Here is a 23,780-nt window from a genome sequence, read left to right as displayed (position 1 = left end):
TGCCGCCGGCCCCGTTGCCGGCGGGCGCCGCCGGGCGCACCGATTCGTCGACGTGCGGAAGATTGGTGCTCACATTCCCTCCCGGGTGCTGCGCATCTTGCTGAAGCCGGTCAGCCGCACCAGCAGCAGGGAGGTCACGGTGGCGGCTGCCACCAGGGCGACGGCGATGGCGCTGGCGTAGCCCAGGTCGAACGTCTCGAAGCCCTGGTCGTACATCAGGAACGGCACGATCGAGGTGGCGTCGCCTGGCCCGCCCCGGGTGAGGACCAGCACGGTGTCGAAGTAGGTCAGCGCGCCGACGACCATCAGCACCGAGGAGGTGACGATGGTGTTGCGCAGCTGCGGGAGCGTGATCACGAAGAACTGCCGCACGGTGTTCGCGCCGTCGATCGACGCGGCGTCGTACAGCGACTTCGGGATCTGCCGGGCGCCGCCCTGGTAGATGAGCATGTGGAACGGCACGAACTGCCAGCTGGTGACGAACAGCACGGCGGCGAACGCGCCGCGCTCGCTGCCCAGCAGGTCGGCGCTCTCCAGGTTGAACCATTCGGCGAACTCCGCCGAGAGCCCGAAGTTGGGGTCGAAGAGCGTGCGCCACATCAGCGCCAGGGCCACCGAGGAGGCCAGCAGCGGCAGGAAGAAGATGGCGGACAGGATCGCCCGGTTGCGCTGCCGTCCGGCCGCCCAGACGCCCAGCAGCAGCGTCAGGGGCGTCTGGGTGACCCAGGTGAGCACGGTCAGCACCAGGCTCAGCCAGATGGCGTTCATCATGCCGTCGTCGTTCCACAGCCGGGACCAGTTGTCGGTGCCGATCCAGGTGGGGGACGAGACGCCGTTCCACTCGGTGAACGAAAGGTAGCAGACGATCACCATCGGGGCGGCGGCGAAGAACAGGAAGAACAACACGCCGGGGATCGCCCAGGCGATGCCTGGGCGACCCGCGCGCGGAGTCTTCAGAAGATCTCCCTTCACGAATCCGCCGTCCTAGAGGTTCTGGAGCTCGTCGACGAACTCCTGCGGCGTGAGCTGCTCGGCGAAGAGCTGCTCGATGCTGTCCACCAGCGGGTCGGACTGCTGCGCCGGCACCGCCTGGTCCCAGGAGAGGGTGAAGTCGGAAGCGTTGGCGACCATGTCGTACTGCCACTGCGCGAACTCGGGGTTCGGGCTGGAGCCCAGCAGCTCCTGGGCGTTGGTGGTGGTGGGCACGTCGCCGTTGTCGATCAGCGCCTGCGCGTAGTCCTCGGTGGCCATCAGCTTGAGGAACTCGATCGCCGCGTCGAGGCGGTCCTCCTCGCCCTCGGCCTCCAGGCTGGAGTGGACCGACCAGTAGTTGGTCGGGTTGCCGACCACGGCGCTGGCGTCGCCGGCGCCGCCCTCGATGGTCGGGAACGCGGTGTAGGCCAGGTCGTTCTCGGCGAACTCGGGGTTCAGGGTGAGCTGCGCGGAGTACTCCCAGCTGCCCATCAGGTGCATGGCGGCGTCGCCGTTGCCGAAGAACGTGGAGATCGCGTCGTTGGTGAAGCCGACGGAGCGGTAGTTGTTGCCGAAGGCGCCCATGTCGGCCAGGTCGGCGGCCCGTTCGGCGGCGTCCAACACCGCCGGGTCGCCCCAGCCGCTGCTGTCGCCGTTGCGGATCGTCTCGAAGACGTCCGCCCCGCCCTGTCGGTCCAGCAGGTACTCGAGCCACATCAGCTCGGTCCACGGGTCGGCGCCGCCGAGCGCGATCGGCTGGAGGTCCTGCTGCTGGAAGGTGTCGATGGCGTTCAGGAGGTCGTCGTAGGTCTCCGGCGCCTCCAGACCGGCGTCGTCGAAGAGGGTCTGGTTGTAGAAGAGGATCACCGGCTGCACGCCGCGCATCGGGACGCCGTAGTGGCGGCCGTCTATGGCGCCGGCGTCCAGGATCGACGGGATGAACGCGTCCTGGAACTCCGGCTCGCTCGCCAGTGTGTCGGTGAGGTCCACCAGCATGTCCTCGGCGACGAAGTCGCCGATGCTGCCACCGCCCCAGTTGAAGAAGATGTCCGGCGCGTTGTCGCCGCCCATCGCGGTCCGCATCCGGTCCTGGTAGTTCTCGCCCGGGATCTGGGTGAGGTTGATGTCGATGTCGGATTCCTCGTTGAACCGCTCGACGAACTCCTCCTGGATGACGGTCGAGCCGTCCTGGTAGACCCACACCTCCAGCGCGTCCCCGCCGGCTCCCGGGCCTGAGCTGCCGCAGGCCGCCAGAGTCGTCGCGGCGAGGGCACAGGCCCCCGTCGCCGCGAGGATGCGTGGACGTCGGGAGGACCCCCGACGGAGAGCATTGAGCATCGCGCACACCTTCCGGAAACTCGCCGAAAATTATCGGACCAGGTGCGGAAGAAAGTTACGGGCACGTGCCCTGGGCGTCAACGGTGTGGCGCATATCGAGATGGTCAAGAAACGCGCGCACGCGCGCGGGGGGCCGCCCGGGACCGCCCGGACGACCCCCCGCGGGGGTGCGATGTGCCTGGTCGGAGCCAGGCCGGCTGGTGTGCGGCCGGCTAGAGCGCCAGCATCTCGTCGACGAACTCCTCGGGACTCATCTGGCCGGCGAACAGCTTCTGGATCGCGGCGGTCATCGGGGCCTTCTGGCTGGCCGGTACGGCCTGGTCCCAGGAGAGCTGGAAGGTGGGCGCCTGGCTCACCACGTCGTACTGGAACTGGGCGTACTCGGGGAGGGAGTGGTTCTCCAGCAGCGCCTGGGCGTCGGAGGTGGCGGGCACGTCGCCGTTGGCGATCAGCGCCTCCGAGTACTCCGGGCTGGCGCACATCCGCAGGAACTCCATCGCCGCCTCCAGCCGGTCCTCCTCGCCCTCCGCCTGGAGGTTGGAGTTGACGGACCAGTAGTTGGTCGGGTTGCCCACCACGGCGCCGGGGTGGCCGACACCCTCCTCGATCAGCGGGAAGGTGGTGTAGGCCAGGTCGTTCTCGGCGAACTCCGGCTGGTTCGCGAGCTGGTTGGGGTACTCCCAGCTGCCCATCAGGTGCATGGCGGCGTCGCCGCTCGCGAAGTAGGTCGAGACGGCGTCGTCGGTGTACAGGACGGAGCGGAAGTTGTCGCCGAAGGTGCCCCGGTCCACCAGGTCCGTGACGGTCTCCGCGGCCCACTCCATGGCCGGGTCGCCCCAGGCCTCGGTCTCGCCGTCCTGGATGCGCTGGAACACCTCGGAGCCGCCGTAGCGGTCGAGGAGCACCTCCATCCACATCAGCTCGGTCCAGGCGTCGCCGCCGCCGAGCGCGACCGGCGTGACGCCCTCCTGCTGGAAGAGGTCCACGAGCGCCAGGAAGTCGTCGAAGGTCTCCGGCGGCTCCGCGCCGACCTCGTCGAAGAGCGTCTGGTTGTAGAACAGGAGCACGGGCTGCACGCCGCGCATGGGGATGCCGTAGTAGCGACCGTCGACCATCGCGCCCTCGAGGATGGTGGGGATGAAGGAGTTCTTGAACTCCAGATCCGCCTCCAACTCGTCGGTGAGGTCGATGATCATGTCCTCGGCGACGAAGTCGCTGAGGCTGCCGGCTCCCCAGTTGAAGAAGAGATCCGGCGCGTTGGATCCCCCCATGGCGGTGCGCATCCGGTCCTGGTAGTCATCGCCCGGCACCTGCACGAGGTTGATGTCGATGTCGGATTCCTCGTTGAACCGCTCGACGAAGTCCACCTGCACCGCCGTGGACGCGTCCTGGTAGACCCAGACGTCCAGGCTCTCGCCGCCGGATCCGCTGCTGCCGCACGCCGCGAGCGACGTCGCGGCGACCACGGCCGTCAGGCCGACGGCCAGGGTCCGTGGCCGCCGGGCTCCCCCCCGATATGTTCTCCCCATCAAGCACCTTCCGGATTTATGCTGAAATGCTTCGTGCCGGGTGTGCGGATGGAAGTTACGGGTGGGTGCCCGTGACGTCAACGGGGCGGACCGTCTCAAGATGGTCACACGGGAGTGGAGTCAACTTCTGGTTCGTTTCTGGTCAACTCCTCAGCGCCGGCGGAACGTCGGTCGAGGCCCGGACCACCAGCTCGGTGGCCAGTTCCACCCGCGGCGAGTCGATCTCCTTGCCGCGCGCCTGGCGCAGCACCGTGCGCGCCGCCACCTTGCCCATCTCGGCCAGCGGTTGCCGCACCGTGGTCAGCGGCGGGGCCGACCAGCGCATCTCGGGGAGGTCGTCGAAGCCCACCACGCTCACCTCCTGCGGCACCCGCAGGCCGCGGCGACGCAGCGCCTCGATCGCGCCCATGGCCATCTGGTCGCTGGCCGCGAACACCGCCGTCGGCGGGTCGGGGAGCCGCATCAGGGCGTCGCAGCCGGTGAACCCGGACTCGTGGTAGAAGTCCCCGGGCACGGTCAGCGACTCGTCCACGGGCATCCCGGCGGACTCCAGGGCCGCCCGGTACCCGTCGAGCCGGGCCCGGCTGCACAGCAGCCGGGGCGGTCCCGCGATGAAGCCGATCCGCCGGTGCCCCAGCTCCAGCAGGTGCTCCGTCGCGGCCAGGCCGCCCGCCCAGTTCGTGGCGCCCACGGTGGGGGCGTCGAGCGCCGGCGCGCCGGCCGGGTCGACCACCACGATCGGCACCCCGAGCCGGTGCAGCTCCTTGTGCAGCACGGGCTCCAGTACGGATGTGACCAGGATCACCCCGTCCGAGGCGCGGGCCCGTAGATTGGTCATCCACTGCCTGGCCGCGCCCGCCCGGTCGTGCAGGGCGGAGACCACCGTGCCCACGCCCGAGGCGTGGGCGACCTCCTCCACGCCGCGGATGATCTCCACCGCCCACGGGCTGTCCAGATCGTTGAAGACCAGGTCGAGCAGCGCCGCCCGCTCTCCGGGTGCGCTGCTGCGGCGCCGGTACCCGTAGTGCCGCAGCAGCTCCTCGACCCGGGCGCGGGTCTCCGGCGCGACGTCGGAGCGCCCGTTGACCACCCGGGACACGGTGGGCACCGAGACGCCCGCCTCCCTGGCGATGGCCGTAATGGTCACCTTGCGTTCCCCTGCCATGGGCACCTCTTCTTTCGGTCCTCTCTGGGAGTATCGCCCCGAGCCGACGGCCGCTGACCCGCCGGGTGGCAGGGCGGGCGACTCCCGGAAGTTTTTCAACATTATTCCGGAAGGGTTGACGACCCCAAGGGGTGCGCATAGAACGGACCGGGTCAGGCCAGCGGGGGCATGACAACGAAAGGGGACCTCCATTGTCTCCCCACGTGCGCAGAGCCGCCGTCGTCGCGGCAGTCGGGGCCCTGGTCGCCGGCTTCGCGGTGTACGGCAGCGCACAGGCACAGGAGGATCCGGCACGGGACGCGTCGGGCGCCACGGCGGCGTCGCTGCGCGAGGCCGCGGCGGCCAGCGGGACGTTCGTCGGCACGGCGATCAACGACGGCCTGCTGAGCAACCCCACGTACGCGAACATCGCCGCGTCCGAGTTCAGCAGCGTCACAGCCGAGAACGCGATGAAGTGGGACACCACAGAGCCGAGCCGGGGCAACTTCAACTTCTCCGGAGGCGACCGGCTGGTCGACTTCGCGAACCGCAACCTGCACCAGGTCTACGGGCACACCCTGGTCTGGCACAGCCAGCTGCCCGGCTGGGTGCAGAACGGCGGTTTCAACGCCGAACAGCTCAACCAGGTCATGGTCGACCACATCGACGCGGTGGCCGGCCACTTCTCCGGCGAGCTCGCCTACTGGGACGTCGTCAACGAGGTGTTCAACGACGACGGCAGCATGCGCCAGTCGGTGTTCCAGACCACGATCGGCACCGAGTACATCGCCAACGCCTTCCGGGCCGCGGACGCCGCCGACCCGTGGGCGAACCTGTGCATCAACGACTACAACGTCGAGGGGATCAACGCGAAGAGCGACGCCCTCTACGATCTGGTCAGCTCGCTCCTCGACCAGGGCGTCCCGATCGACTGCGTCGGGCTCCAGTCGCACCTGATCCTCGGCCAGGTCCCCGGCGACCTCCAGGAGAACATGCAGCGGTTCGCCGACCTGGGCCTGGAAGTGATCATCACGGAGCTGGACATCCGGATGGACCTGCCCGCGGACAGCGGCAAGCTGGCCCAACAGGCCGAGGACTACGCCGAGGTGGTCACCGCCTGCATGAACGTTCCGGCCTGCGAGGGAATCACCGTGTGGGGCATCAGCGACCGCGACTCCTGGGTCCCCGGCGTCTTCCCGGGTCAGGGCGCGGCCTGCGTCTGGGACGAGAGCTACCAACCGAAGCCCGCCTATGACGGCATGTTGACCGCTTTCGGCGGCTGAGGCCCTCGGGCCCACCGCGGTTGACATGAGGCGGGCACCGGCCCGGCGGCGCCCCTTCCTCCGCCGCCGGGCCGGCATGCCGGAGTCCGGTAATTTTTCAGGTTTCTTCCGGAAGGATTGACGCCCTCGTGCGCCCCGCTTACAACTGACGCGTCACCATGCGGGGGGCATGACAAGAAGGGACATCTCCGTGTTTCCCAGTAAACGAAGAGCCGCTGCCGTCATCGCGGCCGGCGTGCTGGTCTCCGGCCTCGCCCTGGCCGGCGGCGTGCAGGCACAGGAACGAGCCCAGGACGAGCCGAGCACCCTGGCCGCCTCGCTGCGCGAAGCCGCCGCGGCCAACGGCAAGTTCGTAGGCACCGCGATCAACAACGGTCTGCTGGGCAACTCCACCTACGCGAACATCGCGTCATCACAGTTCGACAGCGTCACCGCCGAGAACGCGATGAAGTGGGACAGCACCGAGCCCAGCCGGGGCAGCTTCAACTACGGCGGCGGCGACCAACTCGTCGACTTCGCCCAGGCCAACGACCAGCAGGTCTACGGCCACACCCTGGTCTGGCACAACCAGCTGCCCAGCTGGGTGTCGAACGGCGGCTTCAACGCCAGCACGCTGACCTCGATCATGAACAACCACATCACCAACGTGGTCAACCACTTCGAGAACGACGTCGAGTACTGGGACGTCGTCAACGAGGTGTTCAACGAGGACGGCACGATGCGCGGGTCGGTGTTCCAGAACACCATCGGCACCAGCTTCGTCGGGACCGCCTTCCGGACCGCGGACGCCGCCGACCCGGACGCCAAGCTCTGCATCAACGACTACAACATCGAGACCGACAACGCGAAGAGCGACGGCCTCTACAACCTGGTCAGCTCGCTGCTCAGCCAGGGCGTGCCGATCGACTGCGTCGGCTTCCAGTCGCATCTGGTCCTCGACCAGAACACCAGCAGCTTCAAGTCGAACATGCAGCGGTTCGCCGACCTGGGCCTGGAACTGATCATCACGGAGCTGGACATCCGGATCAGCACGCCGGCGGACAGCTCCGAACTCCAGCGCCAGGCGCAGCAGTACGCCGGTATCACCCAGATGTGCCTGGAGGTGTCCGCCTGCTCCGGCATCACCGTGTGGGGCATCAGCGACCGCGACTCCTGGGTGCCCGGCACGTTCCCCGGCGAGGGAGCGGCGTGCCTCTACGACGACAACTACCAGCCCAAGCCCGCCTACAGCGCGATGGTGACCGCCTTCGGGGGCGACCCGGGCGATCCCGGTGACCCGGGCGATCCCGACCCGCCGACCGGCTGCACCGCCAGCTACGTCGCCAACCGCTGGAACAACGGCTCCGTGGTCGAGCTCAGGGTGACCACACCACAGGCGCTCAGCGGCTGGCAGATCACCTTCGCGCTGCCCGCGGGCACCATCGTCGGTTCCTGGAACGCCGAGATCAGCCAGTCGGGCACGTCGGTGACCGCGCGGAACACCCAACACAACGGCACGGTCGCGGCCAACGGCACCGTCAGCTTCGGCTTCCAGACCAACAGCGGCGCCACCTACAGCACACCCGTCGTCAGCCTCAACGGCACCCAATGCACGACGGCGTGACCGACACCCGGCACCCATGACCGGACGCCGGTGACACCGTCGACACCGCCCCCGGCGGCGGAGCTAACCCCATGCGCTCCTGCCACAGCTCCGCCGCCGGGTTCCAACCGCCGGCCTCCCGACCGTCCCGCCGCGCGCCGCCGCCGCGCGCCTGCGATCATCGTGCGCACAGGCGAGAGCGCCGCTCTCCCGGAGCAGCCGGAAGCGAGACACCCGTGAGCAACCCCGAACCGGTCCCCGCGGACCGCAGCCACGTCAGACGGCCAGGCTGGTTCACCCGCCAGGTGTTCAACCGGTTCGTCGCCTTCCTCACCCGGCGGGGTCTCAGCGTCATGGGCTCCCGGGTGCTGGCCGTGCGCGGCCGGAAGAGCGGCGAGTGGCGCCGCACCCCCGTCAACCTGCTGGTCGTGGACGACCAGCAGTACCTGGTCGCCCCGCGCGGCCACGTCCAGTGGACCCACAACATGCGGGTCGCCGGCGGCGGCGAACTGCACCTGGGCAGGAAGGTACAGCCGTTCACCGCCGAGGAGGTGCCGGACGCGGACAAGCCGGAGCTGCTGCGCGCCTATCTGAAGCGCTGGAAGGCCGAGGTCGGGGTCTTCTTCGACGGCGTCGGCCCGAACTCCTCGGAGGCGGAGCTACGCCGCATCGCCCCGCGGCACCCCGTCTTCCGCATCACCCCGAGCTGAGGGTCGCTGAGGGTCGCTGGGGGACCGCCGCCGGGGACGCTAGGGATGGAGCCCTTCGGCGGTCGGCGCCGCCGGGACGCGTCCCCCGGTCCGCGACCGCTGAGCGGGGATGCTCGCGGTCGCCCGTGACCAGACCGCCTGGAACTCCTCGCGGCCGATCAGGAACGCCGTGAACTCCGGCCGCGCCGCGACCTCCTGGATGTCGCCGAACGCGACCTCGGCCAGCGCGCTGCCCCCGTCGCCGCGCTCGCCGTCCGCCCACCCCACCCGGCCGCCGGGGAACTCCTCCACCCGCCGCACCTCGTGACCGTCGGCGCCGATCTCGCTGTAGATGGCCACCGGCTCGTCGGGGAAGTCGTGGTGCCAGTACACCTTCCAGTACTCCACCCCGGCCCCCGCCCCGCCCCCGGCGCTCACGCCCGTTCTCTCACCCGTGCTCACGCAACTGAGACGCGGTACGCGCGCCCGAGGTTCCCCGGGCCGGCCCGCGCGCCCCGCGACCACCCGCGACCGGCCGCCGCGACGAGGTGAGCTGGCATACCCGGGCCGGTAACCGGACAACAGCACCTCAGCAGGACGGCGCTCGGCCGCATGCTCGGACACATGCTCAGACACGTGCTCAGACACGGGAAAGACGGTCGCACGATGACCCTCAGCTCGCTCGAACCCCAGACCGCGCCCGTGGCGCTGAAGCAGTGCCCGGGCTGCGGCGCCTGGTGCCCGAACAACCGCGACGTCTGTCGCGCCTGCGGCCACCACTTCTGATCCCCCGCTGATCCATACCGTCCCGGCGGAGTGGCGGCGGAGTGGCGGCGGCCCCGACCCGCGGCGATGCTGGATCCGAGGGACCGCAGCAGGGAAGGAGGGTGCCGCGGGTGGCCGGTGCGCCCTCGGGGTCGAACCACCGCAGCGACGTGGGGAGGCGCGTGGCGCTGCGCCGCGAACGGCTGGGCCTGACCCGCGAGGACGTCGCCCGGCAGGCCGGCATCGCGCCCGAGTACCTGCGGTATCTGGAGACCCATGCCGCCTCCCCGAGCATCGGCTCGCTGACCCGGGTGGCGCGCGCCCTGCAGACCACGGTCGCCCGGCTGAGCGGCGTGGAGGAATCGGCGGAGGGGGCCGACGCCGAGGCGCCGCTGCGCCGGCGCGCCCAGCCCACCGAGCTGGGCCCGGCCGAATGCCGCGAGTTGTTGGCCGCGCACCGCGTGGGCCGGGTCGCGGTGGCCACGCCGGAGGGACCCACCATCGTGCCGGTCAGCTACCGCTACCTGGACGACGCGGTGGTGTTCCGGGCCGAGCCCGGCACCGCCCCGCCGATCGCCGACGGCGAGGACGTGGCCTTCGAGGTGGACCAGCTGGACGAGACGCAGCGGGTGGGCTGGAGCGTGATGGCGGTCGGCCGGGCCCGCGAGGTCACGGACCGGGACACGATCAGTCGGCTGGCCGCCCGGGACCGCGAGGAGCCGTGGCCGGGCGACGACCTGGCCCGGTGGGTCAGGGTCGAGGCGGAGCGCCTCGCCGGCCGCCGCGTCCCCCTCGGCTGACCCCGACTGGCCTCCGGGCGGCCTCCGGGGGGGCCCGCGCGCGGTGCCCTGCGGGCGGCGGCACCTGCGAACCTTCCGGATCGGGCAGGGAGGCGCCCCGTTTGCCAGCCGGCCGGTGGCGCGTTCCCATGGAAGCCAGGCCCTCCTACGGGCGTGCGGAGGTGTGGGCATGCGGAAGCTGTCGGAGTGCCGCGCGGTGGTGTTCGACACCGACGGTGTGATCATCGACTCCGCGCGCGTGCACGCCGCCGCCTGGAAGGACGCCTTCGACGCGATCCCCGGGCTGAGCCCGCCGTTCGACGAGAACGCGGACTACCGCCGGCACGTGGACGGCAGGTCCCGGCTCGACGGGGCGGCGGCGTTCCTCGCGGCGCGCGGCCTGCGGCTGCCCTACGGGGACCCGGACGATCCGCCCGGCACCGAGACGGTCTGCGCGGTCGCCGCCCGCAAGGAGGAGCTCTTCGTGGAACTGCTCAGGGAGCGCGGCGTCGAATGCTGGCGCGGCACGGTGCGGCTGCTGCTCGCGCTGCACGACGCGCGGGTGCGCTGCGCGGCCGTCTCCGCCTCCCGGCACGCCAGGGACCTGCTGGCCCGCGCCGGGGTGCGTTCGCTGCTGCAGACGGTGGTGGACGGCAACGACACGGCCCGCCTGCACCTGCCGGGCAAGCCGGAGCCGGCGCTCTTCCTGGAGGCGGCGCGGCGGCTGTGCGTCGAGCCCGAGGCGTCCGCGGTGGTGGAGGACGCGCTGGCCGGCGTCGAGGCGGGCCGGCGCGGCGGCTTCGGGCTGGTGGTCGGCGTGGACCGGACGGCCGGTCCACGCCCGGACGGGCGCGGGCGGGGGGACGGGGACGAGGGCCGGGAAGCCCGGGTGGGGGAGGCGGCGCCGAGCGCCGACGGGTTCGCCGAGGAGCTCCGCCGGCGCGGCGCGGACGTGGTGGTCGACGATCCGGGGCAACTGCTGGACGAGGTGAGCCGGTGACACGACCGACGAGCACGAACACCCATCCGGCCCAGCCGGCGACCGGCGCCGACCCCGCGCTGACGAACGGCGAGACCGACGCGGGGGACCGGGCCGCCCTCGCCGACGCGGCCACCTGGACCGACGCGGCCGCCTGGGCGGCGGGCAGCACCGACCCGGCGGGCTGGACCTGGGAGTACGAGGGCTACGATCCGCGCGCCGAACGGCTCCGCGAGGCCCTGTGCACCCTGGGCAACGGCTACCTCGCCACCCGGGGCGCCGCCCCCGAATGCACTGCGGACCCCGCGCACTACCCGGGCAGCTATCTGGCCGGTCTCTACGACCGGCTGGTCAGCTCGGTCTCCGGCCGCCGGCTGGACCACGAGGACCTGGTCAACCTGCCGAACTGGCTGCCGCTGCGCTTCCGGATGCGCCCGGACGACGGCACCGAGGGCGAGTGGTTCTCGCCCGACCGCGACCGGGAGGGACTGGTGCTGTACCGGCAGGTGCTCGACCTGCGCGCCGGCACGCTGACCCGCACCCTGCGGTACCGCGACGGGCAGGGCCGGCACCTCGGCGTGGAGCAGTGCCGGCTGGTGCACATGGGCGACCCGCATCTGGCCGCGATGCGCACCACGTTCACGGCCGAGGACTGGTCGGGGACCGTCGAGGTGGAGTCCGCGCTCGACGGTTCGGTGCGCAACGAGGGTGTGGCGCGCTACCACGACCTGGCGGGCGACCATCTCACCGAGCTCGGCACCGGCCAGGACCTCGATCTCGCCGGGGACCTCGACCGCGGCGGCCCCGGCCCGGACGGTGCCCCGGGCCCGGGCGGTGCGAACGATGGCGGTGACGAGGCCGGCGGCGACGTGGTCTGGTTGCGCTGCCGGACCAAGGTCTCCGACGTCCGGATCGTGCAGGCCGCCCGCACCCGCCCGGGGCCCGAGTCGCCCGCGCCGACGGCCACCCGGATCCGGCTGGCCGACTTCCGGGCCGCGCACCGGCTGGTCATGCCGGTCACGCCGGACCGCCCGGTCAGCGTCGAGAAGACCGTGGCGCTGCACACGTCGCGCGACCCGGCGATCAGCGGGCCGCTGCCGGCCGCCCTGGAACGGGTGCGCCGCGCGCCCGACTTCGCCGGGCTGCTGGCCTCGCACCACGCCGCCTGGGAACGGCTGTGGCGGCTCGCCGACCTGCAGGTGCCGGGGGAGGCGGGCCGGATCCTGCGACTGCACCTGTTCCACCTGCTCCAGACGCTCTCCCCGCACACCACGGAACTCGACGTCGGCGTGCCCGCCAGGGGACTGCACGGCGAGGCGTACCGGGGGCACGTGTTCTGGGACGAGCTGTTCGTGCTGCCGTACCTGAACCTGCACCTGCCCGAGGTGTCCCGCGCCCTGCTCGACTACCGCTACCGGCGGCTGCCCGCCGCCGTCCGGGCCGCCCGCGCGGCGGGCCGGGCCGGGGCGATGTTCCCGTGGCAGTCCGGCAGCGACGGCCGCGAGGAGACCCCGGCGCTGCACCTCAACCCGCGCTCGGGCCGCTGGCTCGCCGACAACTCCCGACTCCAGCACCACGTCGGCTCGGCGATCGCCTACAACGTGTGGCGCTACGCGCAGACCACGGACGACACCGAGTTCCTGCACACCAGGGGCGGGGAGATGCTGCTGCAGGTGGCCAGGTTCTGGTCGGACGCGGCCGAGTACGACGCCGCCGCCGACGGGGGCGAGGGCCGCTACCGGATCAGGGGCGTGGTGGGCCCCGACGAGTACCACGAGGCGTACCCGGGCTCCGACGGCTCGGGTCTGGACGACAACGCCTACACCAACGTCACCGCCGCCTGGGTGCTGGCCCGCGCGCTGGACCTGGTCCGGACGCTGCCGGTGTCCCGGCGCCACGAGCTGTTCGAGCGCATCGACCTGGACCCGGGCGAGCTCGCGCGCTGGGAGGAGATCTCCCGGCGGCTGCGGGTCCCGTTCCACCGGGGCCCCGACGGGCAGCCGGTCATCAGCCAGTTCGAGGGCTACGGCGCGCTGGCCGAGCTCGACTGGGACGGCTACCGCGAGCGGTACGGCGACATCCGGCGGCTCGACCGGATCCTGGAGGCCGAGGGCGATTCGGTCAACCGCTACCAGGCGTCCAAACAGGCCGACGTCCTGATGCTGGGCTACCTCTTCTCGCCGGCGGAGCTGTTCGGCCTCTTCGACCGCCTCGGCTACCACCTCGAGGAACACGCGTGGCGCCGCACCGTCGACTACTACCTGGCCCGCACCAGCCACGGCTCGACGCTCAGCGGCCTGGTGCACGCCTGGGTGCTGGCCCGGGCCAGGTCCCGCGACGCATGGGCGCTGCTGGAGGAGGCGCTGGCCAGCGACGTCGCCGACATCCAGGGCGGCACCACGGAGGAGGGCATCCACCTGGGGGCCATGGCCGGCACGGTCGATCTGGTGCAGCGCTGCCTGACCGGCCTGGAGACCCGGGACGGCTCGCTGTGCCTGGACCCCGCGCCGCTGCCCGAGCTGTCCGAGTTCGCCTTCTCGGTCCGGCACCGCGGGGTCGGAGTCCGGGTGCGGATGAAGCCGGGACAGCTGTGGATCGGCGTGCCGCCGTGGGAGGAGACCGCGGTGCGGGTCGAGCTGACCCCGGCCGGCCAGTTCGTCGACGTGGCCCCGGGCGAGGACCGCCTGCTGCCGCTCCCGGAGGGCATGCCCGAGGCGGAACGCGCCCTGCAGGGCGGCCCCGACGGGCACCACAGCCCCGACGGCCAGACCGGCTAGCCCCTTTCGCCCAGCGCGGCCGGGCCCGCCGGTCGTCCGGGCTGGTCGTACGGGCGAGCCCGGGCCGCCGGCTAGTCGTACGGGACGACCGCCACCGGCGGGCGGGCGTGGTGCAGTGCGGCGTGCACCACGGGGCCGACGCGCGGGCCGAGCCTCGGACGGTGCCGGCGGCGGCCGACGACGACCAGCGCGGCGCGGAACGCGGCGGCCGACAGCAGCACCTCCGAGGCGTTGCCGAACCGCACGTGCTCGATCACCGGCACCCCCGGATACCGCTGCCGCCACGGGTCCAGCACCTGGACCAGGGCGCGGCCCTCCCGTTCGGCGAGGCCGCCCTCGGTCTCGGCCGCCGGATCGCCCGGCACGTCCGAGCCGAAGAGCGAGGGCGTGCCCCAGGCCCGCACGGCGCGCACCGCGGCGCCGCGCGCCGCCGCTGCGGTGAAGGCGAAGTCCAGCGGTCCCACCACCGCGGGCCCGAGGTCCTTGAGCCCCACCACCACCTCGTCGCTGCCCTCCGCACCCTCGACGACGCCCCCCACGGAGCCCTCCAGGGAGCCCTCGACGGGGTGCGCCCGGCCGTCGGCGGGGCGCACCAGGACCACCGGCCGCGCGGCGTGCGCGATCACCGGCAGGCCCACCGAGCCGAGCAGGAAGCCCACGAGTGCGCCGTGCCCGCGGGAGCCGAGGACCAACATCTCCGCCTCCTCGCTGACCGCCGTGAGCCCCTCCGTGGCGGTGGCCGCCAGCAGCTCGCCGCGCACCGAGAGTGCCGGATGCCGCTCGGAGACCTCGGCCACGGCCTGGTCGAGCAGCCGGTCGGCCGCCTCGCGCTCGGGCGCCGGCGCCCCGTACAGCGGCTCCTCGACCCACGCGTGCACCAGCACCAGCGGCAGCGCCAGGGCCGCCGCCTCCCGGGCGGCCCAGTCCGCGGCGGCCCGGCTCTCCGGCGATCCGTCCACGCCGACCACGACGGGCCGGTCCGTGCCGATCATGACCGTCACCTCCCACGGGACGCGCCTCTTCCGAAACGTCCCGACACGTCCACTGTCGCGCGATCCGCACCGCGACGCGAGACGGGCGTTGACCCCCGGGCCCGGCGGCACTAGAAAGAGAACGTCAGCCTGCGGGGGCTCGACCGAAGGGCACGACCCCCTCATGACCGACGTCCGTCCCCCCTCGCGCACGCGCAGCCGCCGCGCGCTCGCCGTCGGCATCGCCGCCGGGGCGCTGATCGCCCCGCTCCTGGCCTACGGCCACGCCGCCGCCACCGACACGCCCCGCGTCGATCCCCCGTTGCGGGACGCCGCCGCCTCCAGCGGGCGCTTCGCCGGCCTCGGCGTCGGCTCGCCGCTCAACGACGACCCCACGTACACGGACATCACCGCGACCGAGTTCAGCAGCCTCACCCCGGGGAACGAGATGAAGTGGGGCACGGTCGAACCGGTGCAGGGCCAGTTCGACTGGTCGGGCGCGGACGAGGTGGTGGAGTTCGCCCAGGCCCACGACCAGGAGGTGCACGGCCACACCCTGGTCTGGCACAGCCAGCTGCCCGGCTGGGTGGAGAACGGCCAGTACGAGGGCGAACTGCTCGACGTCATGACCGAGCACGTCACCACCGAGGCGTCGCGGTACGCCGGGCAGGTGGCGCGCTGGGACGTGGTGAACGAGCCGATGAACGAGGACGGCACGCTGCGGAACTCGGTCTTCCTCCAGGAGATCGGCGAGTCCTACATCGCCGAGGCGTTCCGCGCCGCCGACGCGGCCGACCCGGACGCCAAGCTGTACATCAACGACTACAACACGGACGGCCTGGGCGCGAAGAGCGACGGCCTGTACGACCTGGTGTCGTCGCTGCTCGACCAGGGCGTGCCGATCGACGGCGTGGGCTTCCAGTCGCACCTGATCGTCGGCCAGGTGCCGGGCGACATGCGGGAGAACCTCCAGCGGTTCGCCGACCTCGGCCTGGAGGTGGCGGTCACGGAGCTGGACGTGCGCATCGAGATGCCCGCCGACGACGCCGAACTGGCGCAGCAGGCGAGCGACTTCGGGGCCGTCGTGGACGCCTGCACGGCCGTGTCGGCCTGCATCGGGGTGACCGTCTGGGGCTTCACCGACGCCGACTCGTGGATCCCCGGCACGTTCCCCGGCTACGGGGCGGCGCACCCCTGGGACGAGAACTACCAGACGAAGCCGGCCCACGACGCCATCCGCGACGCGTTCCTGGCGGCCGGCACGGGCTGAGCCCGCCGCGCCGCGGGACCTTCTCGTCCGCCCCGCTCGTCCCGCCCTCCCCCGGGCGGGGGAGCGGGATCGGACCGCCGTCCGACGCGGCCGGGCTGGGGCGCGACGAGGCTGGGGGCATGAGCGCCGCCACCCTCGCCACCCCCGCCGAACCGTCCGGCCCGTCGTCGCCCGCCGCGCCCGTGCCCGTGCCCGTGTCCCGCACGGCGCGGCGGCTGGCCCATCTGGTCCCGCTGCTGGTGCTGCCCTCCGCGCTGTGGCGGGTCGCCCTCGTCGCCGGCCTGCCGGTGGCCGCCGGAGACCTGGGCGAACCGCCGGGGCTCGGCGAGCGGGTGTACATCGTCGGCCTCAGCCTCGTCACCGAGGGCCTGGCGCTGCTGACCCAGGGCCTGGTGCGGCCGTGGGGCGAGGTGGTGCCGCGCTGGATCCCGCTGGTCGGCGGGCGGCGGGTGCCGCCGCTGGCCGCCGTGCTGCCCGCGGTGTCCGGCGCGGTCGCGCTCACCGCGATCTGGACGTTCGCCATGTGGCGGTTCTTCCTGGACCCCACCTTCATCGGCGGCCTCGGCCACCAGTGGCTGCTCGCCGTCTGCTACCTGCCGCTACTGGCCTGGGGTCCGGTGCTCCTGCTGGTCGCCGTGGCGTACTACCGCCGCCGGGTGGGGTAGACCGGGACCGACTCCGCCTCGTCGTCCAGGCAGCGGCCGTTCACCAGGTCGAACCGCTGCTTCAGCAGCGGCGAGGCGACGAACGGCCGCCCGTCGTTGCCGGTGGAGCCGAGCAGCCCGCGGGAGAGCACGTAGGCGCCGGTGAACGGGTCGCGGTTGCCGATCGCGTAGGTGCGGCCCGACCGGTCGAGGAACACCGCGACCTGCCGCCCGTCGGGCAGCACCGCGGCCACCCCGCGACCCGGCGTCAGCTCGCCCGCCCCGCAGACCGGGACCCACCGTCCCTCCCACTCGATCTGCACCTGGGCGCCCGCCAGCGTCTGGGTGAGCGTTCCGGGGAGGGGCGAGGCGACTGCTTCGGTGACTGTTTCCGTGACCGTGGTCATCAGTGGGTGCTCCCTTCGAGCGCGCGGTCGGCGCCGCGGACCGGGATGTCGGGACCCGACAGCAGCGTCAGGTCGGGCTTGTGCTGGTCGCGTTCGGCGACGAAGCGGACCGTGGGGTCGGGCGCGTCGGGGGCGTTGACGAACGACACGAAACGGCGCAACTTCTCCGGGTCGTTCAGGGCCTCCGCCCACTCGTCGCGGTAGCCCGCCACGTGCGCGGCCATCAGCGCCTCCAACTCGTCGCAGATGCCCAGCGAGTCGTGCACCACCACGTCCTTGAGGTGGTCGAGGCCGCCCTCCAGCCGCTCCAGCCACACCGAGGTGCGCTCCAGGCGGTCCGCGGTGCGGATGTAGAACATCAGGAACCGGTCGATGAGCCGGACCAGTTCCGCGTCCGACAGGTCCTGGGCCAGCAGGTCGGCGTGCCGCGGGGTGGCGCCGCCGTTGCCGCCGACGTAGAGGTTCCAGCCGTTGGCGGTGGCGATCACCCCGAAGTCCTTGCTCTGCGCCTCCGCGCACTCGCGGGCGCAGCCGGAGACCGCCGACTTCAGCTTGTGCGGCGAGCGCAGCCCGCGGTAGCGCAGCTCCAGGTCGATCGCCATCCGCACGCTGTCCTGCACGCCGTAGCGGCACCACGTCGAGCCGACGCAGGACTTGACCGTGCGTAGCGACTTCCCGTACGCGTGCCCCGACTCGAAGCCCGCCGCCACCAGCCGTCCCCAGATCGCCGGCAGCTGGTCCACCCGGGCGCCGAACAGGTCGATCCGCTGGCCGCCGGTGATCTTGGTGTAGAGCCCGAAGTCGCGGGCCACCTCGCCGATCACGATGAGCTTCTCCGGCGAGATCTCGCCGCCCGGCACCCGCGGCACGATGGAGTACGAGCCGTTGCGCTGCAGGTTCGCGAGGAAGTGGTCGTTGGTGTCCTGCAACGCCGCCTGCTCGCCGTCCAGCACGTGTCCCCCGGCGCCGATCGTGGGCGCCAGCGAGGCGATGATCGAGGCCACCGTCGGCTTGCAGATCTCGCAGCCGTCACCGCCGCGCGCCTCCGGGCGGCCGTGGCCGTCCAGCAGCTCCTGGTACGAGGTGACGCGCAGGGCGAGCACGATCTCGTACAGCTCCTGCCTGGTGTGCCCGAAGCAGCCGCACAGCCCCTGGTCGATGGTGGCGCCGCCGGCCGCCAGCTCCTCGTTGACCAGCTGGGTGAGCACCTTCAGGCAGCTGCCGCAGCCGGTGCCGGCCTTGGTGCACTTCTTCACCTCGGGCACGCTGCCGCAGGAGTGCTCCGTGACGGCGGCGCGGACGCTGCCCTTGGTGACGTTGTGGCAGTTGCAGATCGTCGCGGAGTCCGGCAGCGCGGACGGGCCGAGCGCGGTGGGCGGCGCCAGCCCGGCCGGCAGCACCAGCTGCTCGGGCGGGGCCGGCGGCACCGAACCGGTCAGCGGGCGGAGCAGCCCGTAGGAGTCGGCGTCGCCCACCAGCACGCCGCCCAGCAGCGTGCCGTCCTGCGCCATCACCAGCTTCTTGTAGACGCCGGCCCGGGAGTCGGAGTACACCACGTCGAGACAGCCCTCGCTGGCGCCGTGCGCGTCGCCGAACGAGGCCACGTCCACGCCGAGCAGCTTCAGCTTGGTCGAGGTGTCGGCGCTCGTGAACGAGGCACTGTCGGCGCCCTGTTCGGCGATGTGCGCGGCGGCGGTGGCGGCCATCTCGTAGCCCGGCGCCACCAGCCCGTACACCATGCCGTCCACCGCCCTGGCGCACTCGCCGACGGCGTAGACGTGCGGATCGGTGGTCCGGCACCGCTCGTCGATGACCACGCCGCCGCGGTCGCCGACCTCCAGACCGGACTCCCTGGCCAGCTGGTCGCGGGGGCGCACGCCGGCGGAGAACACGACCAGATCCGCCTCCAGCACCGAGCCGTCGGACAGCCGCATCCCGGACACCACGCCGCCCTCGGTCGTGGTGATCTCCTCGCCGGCCACGCCGGTGTGCACGGTGAGGCCCAGCTCCTCGACCTTCCGGCGCAGCGCCGCGCCGCCGCCCTCGTCCACCTGGATGGCCATCAGCCGCGCGTTGAACTCCACGATGTGGGTGGCCAGCCTGAGGCCGCTCAGCGCGCCCGCGGCCTCCAGGCCGAGCAGCCCGCCGCCCACCACGACGCCGGTCGTGGCGCCCTTCGCGTAGTCCTCGATGGCCGTCAGGTCCTCGATCGTCCGGTACACGAAGCAGCCCTCGGCCTCGCTGCCCGGCACCGGCGGCACGAACGGGTACGAGCCGGTGGCCAGCACCAGCGTGTCGTAGCCGACGGTCAGCCCGGACCGCGCGGTGACGGTGCGGGCCGCGCGGTCGACGGCCACCGCGGGGTCACCGAGGTGCAGCTCGATGCCGTGCCGCTCCATGAAGCCGTCCTCGACCATGGACAGCTGCTCCGGCGTGGTGCCGGAGAAGTAGGACGTGAGGTGCACCCGGTCGTACGCGGGGCGCGGCTCCTCGCACAGCACCACGATCCGGGCCCGTTCGGTCACGCCCCGGTCGGCGAGCTCCTCCAGGAAGCGCTGGCCGACCATGCCGTGACCGACCAGCACGATCGTCTCGCGGGGCGTCGTGCGTTCCGTGGCCATATCTCTACAACCCTCCGTGGTGGGCGTCGTGGGTGAGCAGGTGGAGCAGGGGAGCGGCCGCCGGGAGCGGCTCGTCGCCCTCCCAGGTGCGGGCCAGGGTGCCGACGCTGCCGAGGTCGCCGAGCAGGATGCCGCCGCGCAGCCGGTCGCCGCGGACGATGATCTTCCGGTACGCGCCGCGCGTCGCGTCCGCCAGCTGCACCACGTCGTCGCCGGGGGCGGGGGTGGTGTCGCCGAACGTGGCCAGGTCGAAGGCCGCGGAGCCGGTTGCCCCGGCGCCGCCGCCCAACGTCAGCCGCACCAGCGCCCGCGTCCCCGAATAACGCGGCCCGCCGTCCCCGCCGCCGGGAGCGGCGCCCGGGGTGCCGAGCTCTGTTCCGGCGTGCGCGCCGTTGCCCGGGGCGCCGAGGTCCGCTTCGGCGCGGGCGCCGCTGCCTACGGCACCGGGCCGCGCTTCGGCGGACGGGCCGCCGCCGGAGGCGCCCGGGGCGTGGCCGCCAGGCCGCCTCTCGGCGTGCGTGCCGGCGTCCAGGTCCGCCGCCTGGTCCGGGCTGCCAGGCCCGGCGAGTACGCGGGCCAGCACGTCGGCCTGTTCCTGGGCCGCGCCGGCGAGGCCGTAGAGCACGCCGTCGTGCTCGGCGCAGTCGCCGAGCGCGAAGATCCGCGGATCGCTGGTGCGCAGCTGGTCGTCCACCCGCACGCCGCCGCGCGCCCCGAGCTCGATCCCGGCGGCCCGCGCCAGCCCGACGCGCGGGCGCACGCCGCAGGCCAGCACGATGATGTCGGCCGCCAGCTCGTACCCGTCGGCCAGCACCACCCCCCGCACCACCCGCTTCCCGCGGCCTTCCACCCCACCGACCCGCCGGCCGTCGCCCCCGCCAGCGGCGACGCCCGACCCACCCCCCGACCCACCCCCCGAGCCGTCAGCGGCCCTCGTCGGCGCGGCCTCGCCGCGGGCGCCGGTGCCCGGGCCGTCGGGGCGGCCGTTCGCGGTCCCGCCGCCGACCGCAGCGGTGTCCGGCGCGCTCGCGCGGTCGTCCGCGGTCTCCGGGTGTTCGCTCCCGCCGTCGCGGCTGCCCGGGCCGGCCAGGGCAGCCGCGCGGGCCGCCCGCGAGTCGGACGGTGCCGCGCTCTGGTCCGGGTCCTGTCCGGCAAGGACCCCGCGGACGCGGCATTCCGTGTGGACCTCGACGCCCAGCTCCGTGAGGTGCGCGTCGAGCAACGCCGACGCGTCGGCGTCCAGATGGCGTTCCATCAGCCGTTCGGCCTGCTGCGCCAGCGTCACCCGGGCGCCGCGTCGGGCCAGCGCGCGGGCCGCCGAGACCCCGAGCAGCCCGCCGCCGATCACCACGGCGCGCGCGCCGCCCGGCGCGCGCGCCAGCGCGGCGTCCAGGGCGAGGCAGTCGTCCATGCCGCGGAACGCGTGCACGCCCTCGGGCAGCTCCCCGCCGTCCGCCGGGAAGAGGCCGCGCAGCGGCGGCAGCACCGGGTTGGAGCCGGTGGCCAGCACCAACGCGTCGTACCCCAGCACCCGCCCGTCGTCGCAGACCACCGACCGTTCGGCGCGGTCCACGCGCACCACCCGCACCCCGGAGAGCCACGTGACGCCCGAGTCCGGGCGGGGCAGCGCGATCACCTCGGGCGGGTACTGGCCGCCGAGCACCTCGGCGAGCAGCACCCGGTTGTACGCGGCGTGCGGTTCCTCGCCCACCACGGTCACCGAGACGCCGGCCGCCCCGCCGAGGTGCTGGGCGAGCCGGGCGCCGGCCATCCCGCCGCCGACGATCACCACACGCGTTTCCGAGCTCATGGGTCAAAAGGGTGCGGGCAGGCTGTTACCCGACCGCATCACGGTCGTTTCCCCCGGGCAACGCTGACCTCAGCGCCCCGCCTCCCACACTGTGAGAGCGCTGGGAACCGCGCGGTACCCTGCCGTGATGGCGCCCTTAACCTTCGTCGTCGGCACCGGCCGTAGCGGCTCGACGACGCTCTCGCGCATCGTCAACCTGCATCCGGACGTGCTCAGCCTGAACGAGCTGTGCGCGTCCCTGGTCGACCCGGACCGGGCGCTGCCCGCCGAGCCGATGACCGGCGGGGACTTCTGGCGGCTGCTCGCCGAGCCCAACCCGTTCTTCGACGCCATGATCCGCGGCGGCGCGCCGCTGCCCGAGTTCCTCGACCCGCGTCCCGGCCTCGCCGCCGTGCGCCTGATGGTGCTGCCGCACCTCACCGACGACCCGGCCCGGCTCCAGGAGGAGCTGGCCCGCGTGGTGCCGAAGTGGCCGAGCCGCCCGGCGGCCGAGCACTTCCTGGCGCTCTTCGACACGCTGCGGCTCCGCTTCGACCGCCGCGTGGTGGTCGAGCGTTCCGGCTACTCGCTGCACTGGGTGCCCCGGCTGCGCGCCTGCTTCCCCGAGGCCCGCTTCGTCCATCTGCACCGGGACGGTCCGGACTGCGCCCTGTCCATGAGCCGCCACGTCGGCTACCGCACCATCGCGCTGGTGCACGAGGTCATGGCGGTGGCCGGCGTCGGGCGGCTCGCCGACATCACGCCGGAGCACGTGGCCGCGCTGCCGCTGGACCTGGCGGCCATCTTCAGCTCCAGCTTCGACCCGGTGCTGATCCGCGACGCCGCACTGCCGGTGCACCGCTACGCCGAGCTCTGGTCGAAGCTGGTCGTGGAGGGCGTCGACCACCTCGCCGCCGTTCCGGCCGCGGCACGCACCTCGCTCTCCTACGAGGCGCTGCTGGCCGAGCCCGACCGCGAGCTGACGCGGCTCGCCGAGTTCGTCGGCGTCACCGCCGACCCGGGCTGGCTGGCGGCCGCCCGCGGCCTGCTCGACCCGGCCCGCGCCCACCCGGCGGCCCGCGCCCTCACCCCGACCGACTACGCCGCTGTCGAGGCGGCCTGCGCCCCCGGCACCCAGGCCCTGACCACCGCGGGTTGAGCCCGCCGGGCCGCTGCCGGAGACCGAAGGCCCGGGCGTTGCCCGGGCCTTCGGCGGACCGGGTCAGCCGACCGTGGCCGTGGGCTGTTGGCCGGCGGTGGCCTGGGTCATGCGGGCGTCGAGCATCGCGTTCAGGGACTCGGCCACGCTCGTGTCCCGGAGCACCGACGGGTCCTCGGCGGAGTGCGTGACGATGCCGACGTACGGCCCGCGCTGGACGAACGTCACGTAGGCCACCTGCTCGCCGCCCTCGGTGATGACGTAGCTGGCGCCGTCGTCGCCCGCCGCGGCGAGTCCGCCCGCGCCGAACGTCTCGTCGGCGCCGACCTCGTCCTCGGCGTTGGCCAGCGTGACGCCGGCGTCCGCCGCGCTGTCGTGCGCGAGCAGTTGGAACGCGGCGATCTCGTCCTCGGCCGCGTTGAGGAACCCGATCTGGGACTGCGCCGCGACCGATCCGCAGGCGCTGGTGTACTGCTGGCAGAAGCCGGTGTCGCCGCGCCCGCCCGAGACGGTGAACACCGTGCCCTCCAGGGCCGGCAGGTCCGGCAGGATCGCGTTCGCGGTCTCCTCGGTGGCCGGCAGCGCGTCCTCCGGCTCCTCGTCGGTCCCGGTGCCTCCGGCGCTGCCGGCGTCGCCCAGATCGTCCAGGTTGAGGTCATCGTCGTCATGCTTGTCCGCCGACGAACCGCTTCCTCCGTCGCTGCCACCGCTGCTGCCGCCGCTCCGCCGGCCGCCGCCCCCGTCACAGGCCGAGAGCGTCACCACCAGCGCCACCGTGACCGCAGTCACCGCACCCCATCGGCCGCGCATCCGCCTCATCCCCCACATCCCCCTCGAAAGTCCACTCGAAAGTCCAATGCTCATCGAGGAGTTCGGACGCGCCCGGCGATGATCCAGTTCCCGTTCTGGTGCTCCCGACAGGGAGGGTGCGCTGGCCCAGGGCCGCCCGGCCGGGCTGGGGGGTTTGGGGTGGCCGGATGGCCCTGGGGGCGCACGCCGCGTCACGACCGCGGGCCGACGACGGAGCCGGCCATCGCTGCTGCTGCGTTGGGTCGCTGCCGTGCCGTGGCGAGTCTCGGGAG

General features: G+C 72.9%; 19 protein-coding genes. 9 read left to right on the top strand and 10 right to left on the bottom strand.

Annotated elements, in window-relative coordinates; translation table 11 throughout:
- Positions 1-69 precede the first annotated feature (69 nt).
- The 4 genes from ABGB06_RS11545 to ABGB06_RS11530 all read right to left on the bottom strand — a co-directional run bounded on the left by ABGB06_RS11545 (position 70) and on the right by ABGB06_RS11530 (position 5,004).
- The gene (locus ABGB06_RS11545) at positions 70-972 is read right to left on the bottom strand and encodes a sugar ABC transporter permease (protein ID WP_347588048.1); all 903 of its coding nucleotides are present in this window, start codon (positions 970-972) and stop codon (positions 70-72) included.
- A gap of 12 nt (positions 973-984) precedes the next feature.
- Positions 985-2,310, bottom strand: coding sequence for an extracellular solute-binding protein (locus tag ABGB06_RS11540; RefSeq protein ID WP_347588046.1), 1,326 nt, complete (start codon positions 2,308-2,310; stop codon positions 985-987).
- Between the two features lie 212 nt (positions 2,311-2,522).
- Positions 2,523-3,839, bottom strand: coding sequence for an extracellular solute-binding protein (locus ABGB06_RS11535; protein ID WP_347588044.1), 1,317 nt, complete (start codon positions 3,837-3,839; stop codon positions 2,523-2,525).
- A gap of 142 nt (positions 3,840-3,981) precedes the next feature.
- Positions 3,982-5,004, bottom strand: coding sequence for a LacI family DNA-binding transcriptional regulator (locus ABGB06_RS11530; protein WP_347588042.1), 1,023 nt, complete (start codon positions 5,002-5,004; stop codon positions 3,982-3,984).
- 203 nt (positions 5,005-5,207) lie between these two features.
- Here ABGB06_RS11530 and ABGB06_RS11525 point away from each other — a divergent pair, with 203 nt between their 5' ends.
- From ABGB06_RS11525 to ABGB06_RS11515, 3 genes are all read left to right on the top strand, one after another.
- On the top strand, positions 5,208-6,266 hold the full coding sequence (locus ABGB06_RS11525) for an endo-1,4-beta-xylanase (RefSeq protein WP_347588040.1): 1,059 nt from the start codon (positions 5,208-5,210) through the stop codon (positions 6,264-6,266).
- A gap of 190 nt (positions 6,267-6,456) precedes the next feature.
- Positions 6,457-7,869: an endo-1,4-beta-xylanase gene (locus ABGB06_RS11520; RefSeq protein WP_347588039.1), complete on the top strand. Its 1,413-nt coding sequence runs from the start codon at positions 6,457-6,459 to the stop codon at positions 7,867-7,869.
- A 215-nt stretch (positions 7,870-8,084) separates the two neighbouring features.
- The gene (locus ABGB06_RS11515) at positions 8,085-8,558 is read left to right on the top strand and encodes a nitroreductase family deazaflavin-dependent oxidoreductase (RefSeq protein WP_347588037.1); all 474 of its coding nucleotides are present in this window, start codon (positions 8,085-8,087) and stop codon (positions 8,556-8,558) included.
- Between the two features lie 39 nt (positions 8,559-8,597).
- On the opposite strand, the gene ABGB06_RS11510 is transcribed toward ABGB06_RS11515, so the two are convergent.
- A complete protein-coding gene (locus ABGB06_RS11510; protein WP_347588035.1) occupies positions 8,598-8,975 on the bottom strand; it encodes a hypothetical protein in 378 nt (125 codons plus the stop codon).
- A gap of 458 nt (positions 8,976-9,433) precedes the next feature.
- Here ABGB06_RS11510 and ABGB06_RS11505 point away from each other — a divergent pair, with 458 nt between their 5' ends.
- From ABGB06_RS11505 to ABGB06_RS11495, 3 genes are all read left to right on the top strand, one after another.
- The gene (locus ABGB06_RS11505) at positions 9,434-10,102 is read left to right on the top strand and encodes a pyridoxamine 5'-phosphate oxidase family protein (protein ID WP_347588034.1); all 669 of its coding nucleotides are present in this window, start codon (positions 9,434-9,436) and stop codon (positions 10,100-10,102) included.
- 169 nt (positions 10,103-10,271) lie between these two features.
- A complete protein-coding gene (locus ABGB06_RS11500) occupies positions 10,272-11,081 on the top strand; it encodes an HAD-IA family hydrolase (protein WP_347588032.1) in 810 nt (269 codons plus the stop codon).
- Complete coding sequence (locus tag ABGB06_RS11495; protein ID WP_347588030.1) at positions 11,078-13,837, top strand: glycosyl hydrolase family 65 protein; 2,760 nt, start codon at positions 11,078-11,080, stop codon at positions 13,835-13,837. Before ABGB06_RS11500 ends, ABGB06_RS11495 begins: the two co-directional genes overlap by 4 nt.
- Positions 13,838-13,908: 71 nt before the next feature.
- Here ABGB06_RS11495 and ABGB06_RS11490 read toward each other — a convergent pair whose 3' ends face one another.
- On the bottom strand, positions 13,909-14,829 hold the full coding sequence (locus tag ABGB06_RS11490) for a universal stress protein (protein ID WP_347588028.1): 921 nt from the start codon (positions 14,827-14,829) through the stop codon (positions 13,909-13,911).
- Positions 14,830-14,992: 163 nt separating this feature from the next.
- On the opposite strand from ABGB06_RS11490, the gene ABGB06_RS11485 reads away from it, so the two are divergent.
- Complete coding sequence (locus ABGB06_RS11485) at positions 14,993-16,078, top strand: endo-1,4-beta-xylanase (protein WP_347588026.1); 1,086 nt, start codon at positions 14,993-14,995, stop codon at positions 16,076-16,078.
- A 119-nt stretch (positions 16,079-16,197) separates the two neighbouring features.
- Positions 16,198-16,743, top strand: a complete 546-nt coding sequence (locus ABGB06_RS11480; RefSeq protein WP_347588025.1) for a hypothetical protein — start codon at positions 16,198-16,200, stop codon at positions 16,741-16,743.
- Here ABGB06_RS11480 and nirD read toward each other — a convergent pair.
- Genes nirD through ABGB06_RS11465 form a run of 3 tightly spaced genes read right to left on the bottom strand, consistent with a single transcriptional unit; the run spans position 16,722 to position 21,560 of the window.
- The gene (nirD, locus tag ABGB06_RS11475) at positions 16,722-17,129 is read right to left on the bottom strand and encodes a nitrite reductase small subunit NirD (RefSeq protein ID WP_347588023.1); all 408 of its coding nucleotides are present in this window, start codon (positions 17,127-17,129) and stop codon (positions 16,722-16,724) included. The two genes, ABGB06_RS11480 and nirD, sit on opposite strands and share 22 nt — an antisense overlap.
- Complete coding sequence (nirB, locus tag ABGB06_RS11470) at positions 17,129-19,750, bottom strand: nitrite reductase large subunit NirB (protein ID WP_347588021.1); 2,622 nt, start codon at positions 19,748-19,750, stop codon at positions 17,129-17,131. The genes nirD and nirB overlap by 1 nt, the downstream gene beginning before the upstream one ends.
- Positions 19,751-19,754: 4 nt before the next feature.
- Complete coding sequence (locus ABGB06_RS11465) at positions 19,755-21,560, bottom strand: FAD-dependent oxidoreductase (protein ID WP_347588020.1); 1,806 nt, start codon at positions 21,558-21,560, stop codon at positions 19,755-19,757.
- A 127-nt stretch (positions 21,561-21,687) separates the two neighbouring features.
- Here ABGB06_RS11465 and ABGB06_RS11460 point away from each other — a divergent pair, with 127 nt between their 5' ends.
- Complete coding sequence (locus ABGB06_RS11460; protein ID WP_347588018.1) at positions 21,688-22,698, top strand: sulfotransferase; 1,011 nt, start codon at positions 21,688-21,690, stop codon at positions 22,696-22,698.
- A gap of 63 nt (positions 22,699-22,761) precedes the next feature.
- On the opposite strand, the gene ABGB06_RS11455 is transcribed toward ABGB06_RS11460, so the two are convergent.
- Positions 22,762-23,487, bottom strand: coding sequence for a hypothetical protein (locus ABGB06_RS11455; RefSeq protein WP_347588017.1), 726 nt, complete (start codon positions 23,485-23,487; stop codon positions 22,762-22,764).
- Positions 23,488-23,780 lie beyond the last annotated feature (293 nt).

Source organism: Streptomyces sp. B6B3 (genome assembly GCF_039871525.1).
Taxonomy (GTDB): domain Bacteria; phylum Actinomycetota; class Actinomycetes; order Streptomycetales; family Streptomycetaceae; genus Streptomyces.
The sequence above is the reverse complement of the archived record's forward strand: the minus strand, read 5'-3'. Positions and strand labels throughout refer to the sequence as shown.

What these genes read in the sequence shown, in the direction of transcription:
- ABGB06_RS11540 (WP_347588046.1), bottom strand. Translation starts at nt 2,310, where the DNA reads ATGCTCAATGCTCTCCGTCGGGGGTCCTCCCGACGTCCACGCATCCTC.
- ABGB06_RS11535 (WP_347588044.1), bottom strand. Translation starts at nt 3,839, where the DNA reads ATGGGGAGAACATATCGGGGGGGAGCCCGGCGGCCACGGACCCTGGCC.
- ABGB06_RS11530 (WP_347588042.1), bottom strand. Translation starts at nt 5,004, where the DNA reads ATGGCAGGGGAACGCAAGGTGACCATTACGGCCATCGCCAGGGAGGCG.
- ABGB06_RS11500 (WP_347588032.1), top strand. Translation starts at nt 10,272, where the DNA reads ATGCGGAAGCTGTCGGAGTGCCGCGCGGTGGTGTTCGACACCGACGGT.
- ABGB06_RS11490 (WP_347588028.1), bottom strand. Translation starts at nt 14,829, where the DNA reads ATGATCGGCACGGACCGGCCCGTCGTGGTCGGCGTGGACGGATCGCCG.
- ABGB06_RS11485 (WP_347588026.1), top strand. Translation starts at nt 14,993, where the DNA reads ATGACCGACGTCCGTCCCCCCTCGCGCACGCGCAGCCGCCGCGCGCTC.
- ABGB06_RS11480 (WP_347588025.1), top strand. Translation starts at nt 16,198, where the DNA reads ATGAGCGCCGCCACCCTCGCCACCCCCGCCGAACCGTCCGGCCCGTCG.
- nirD (WP_347588023.1), bottom strand. Translation starts at nt 17,129, where the DNA reads ATGACCACGGTCACGGAAACAGTCACCGAAGCAGTCGCCTCGCCCCTC.
- nirB (WP_347588021.1), bottom strand. Translation starts at nt 19,750, where the DNA reads ATGGCCACGGAACGCACGACGCCCCGCGAGACGATCGTGCTGGTCGGT.
- ABGB06_RS11465 (WP_347588020.1), bottom strand. Translation starts at nt 21,560, where the DNA reads ATGAGCTCGGAAACGCGTGTGGTGATCGTCGGCGGCGGGATGGCCGGC.
- ABGB06_RS11460 (WP_347588018.1), top strand. Translation starts at nt 21,688, where the DNA reads ATGGCGCCCTTAACCTTCGTCGTCGGCACCGGCCGTAGCGGCTCGACG.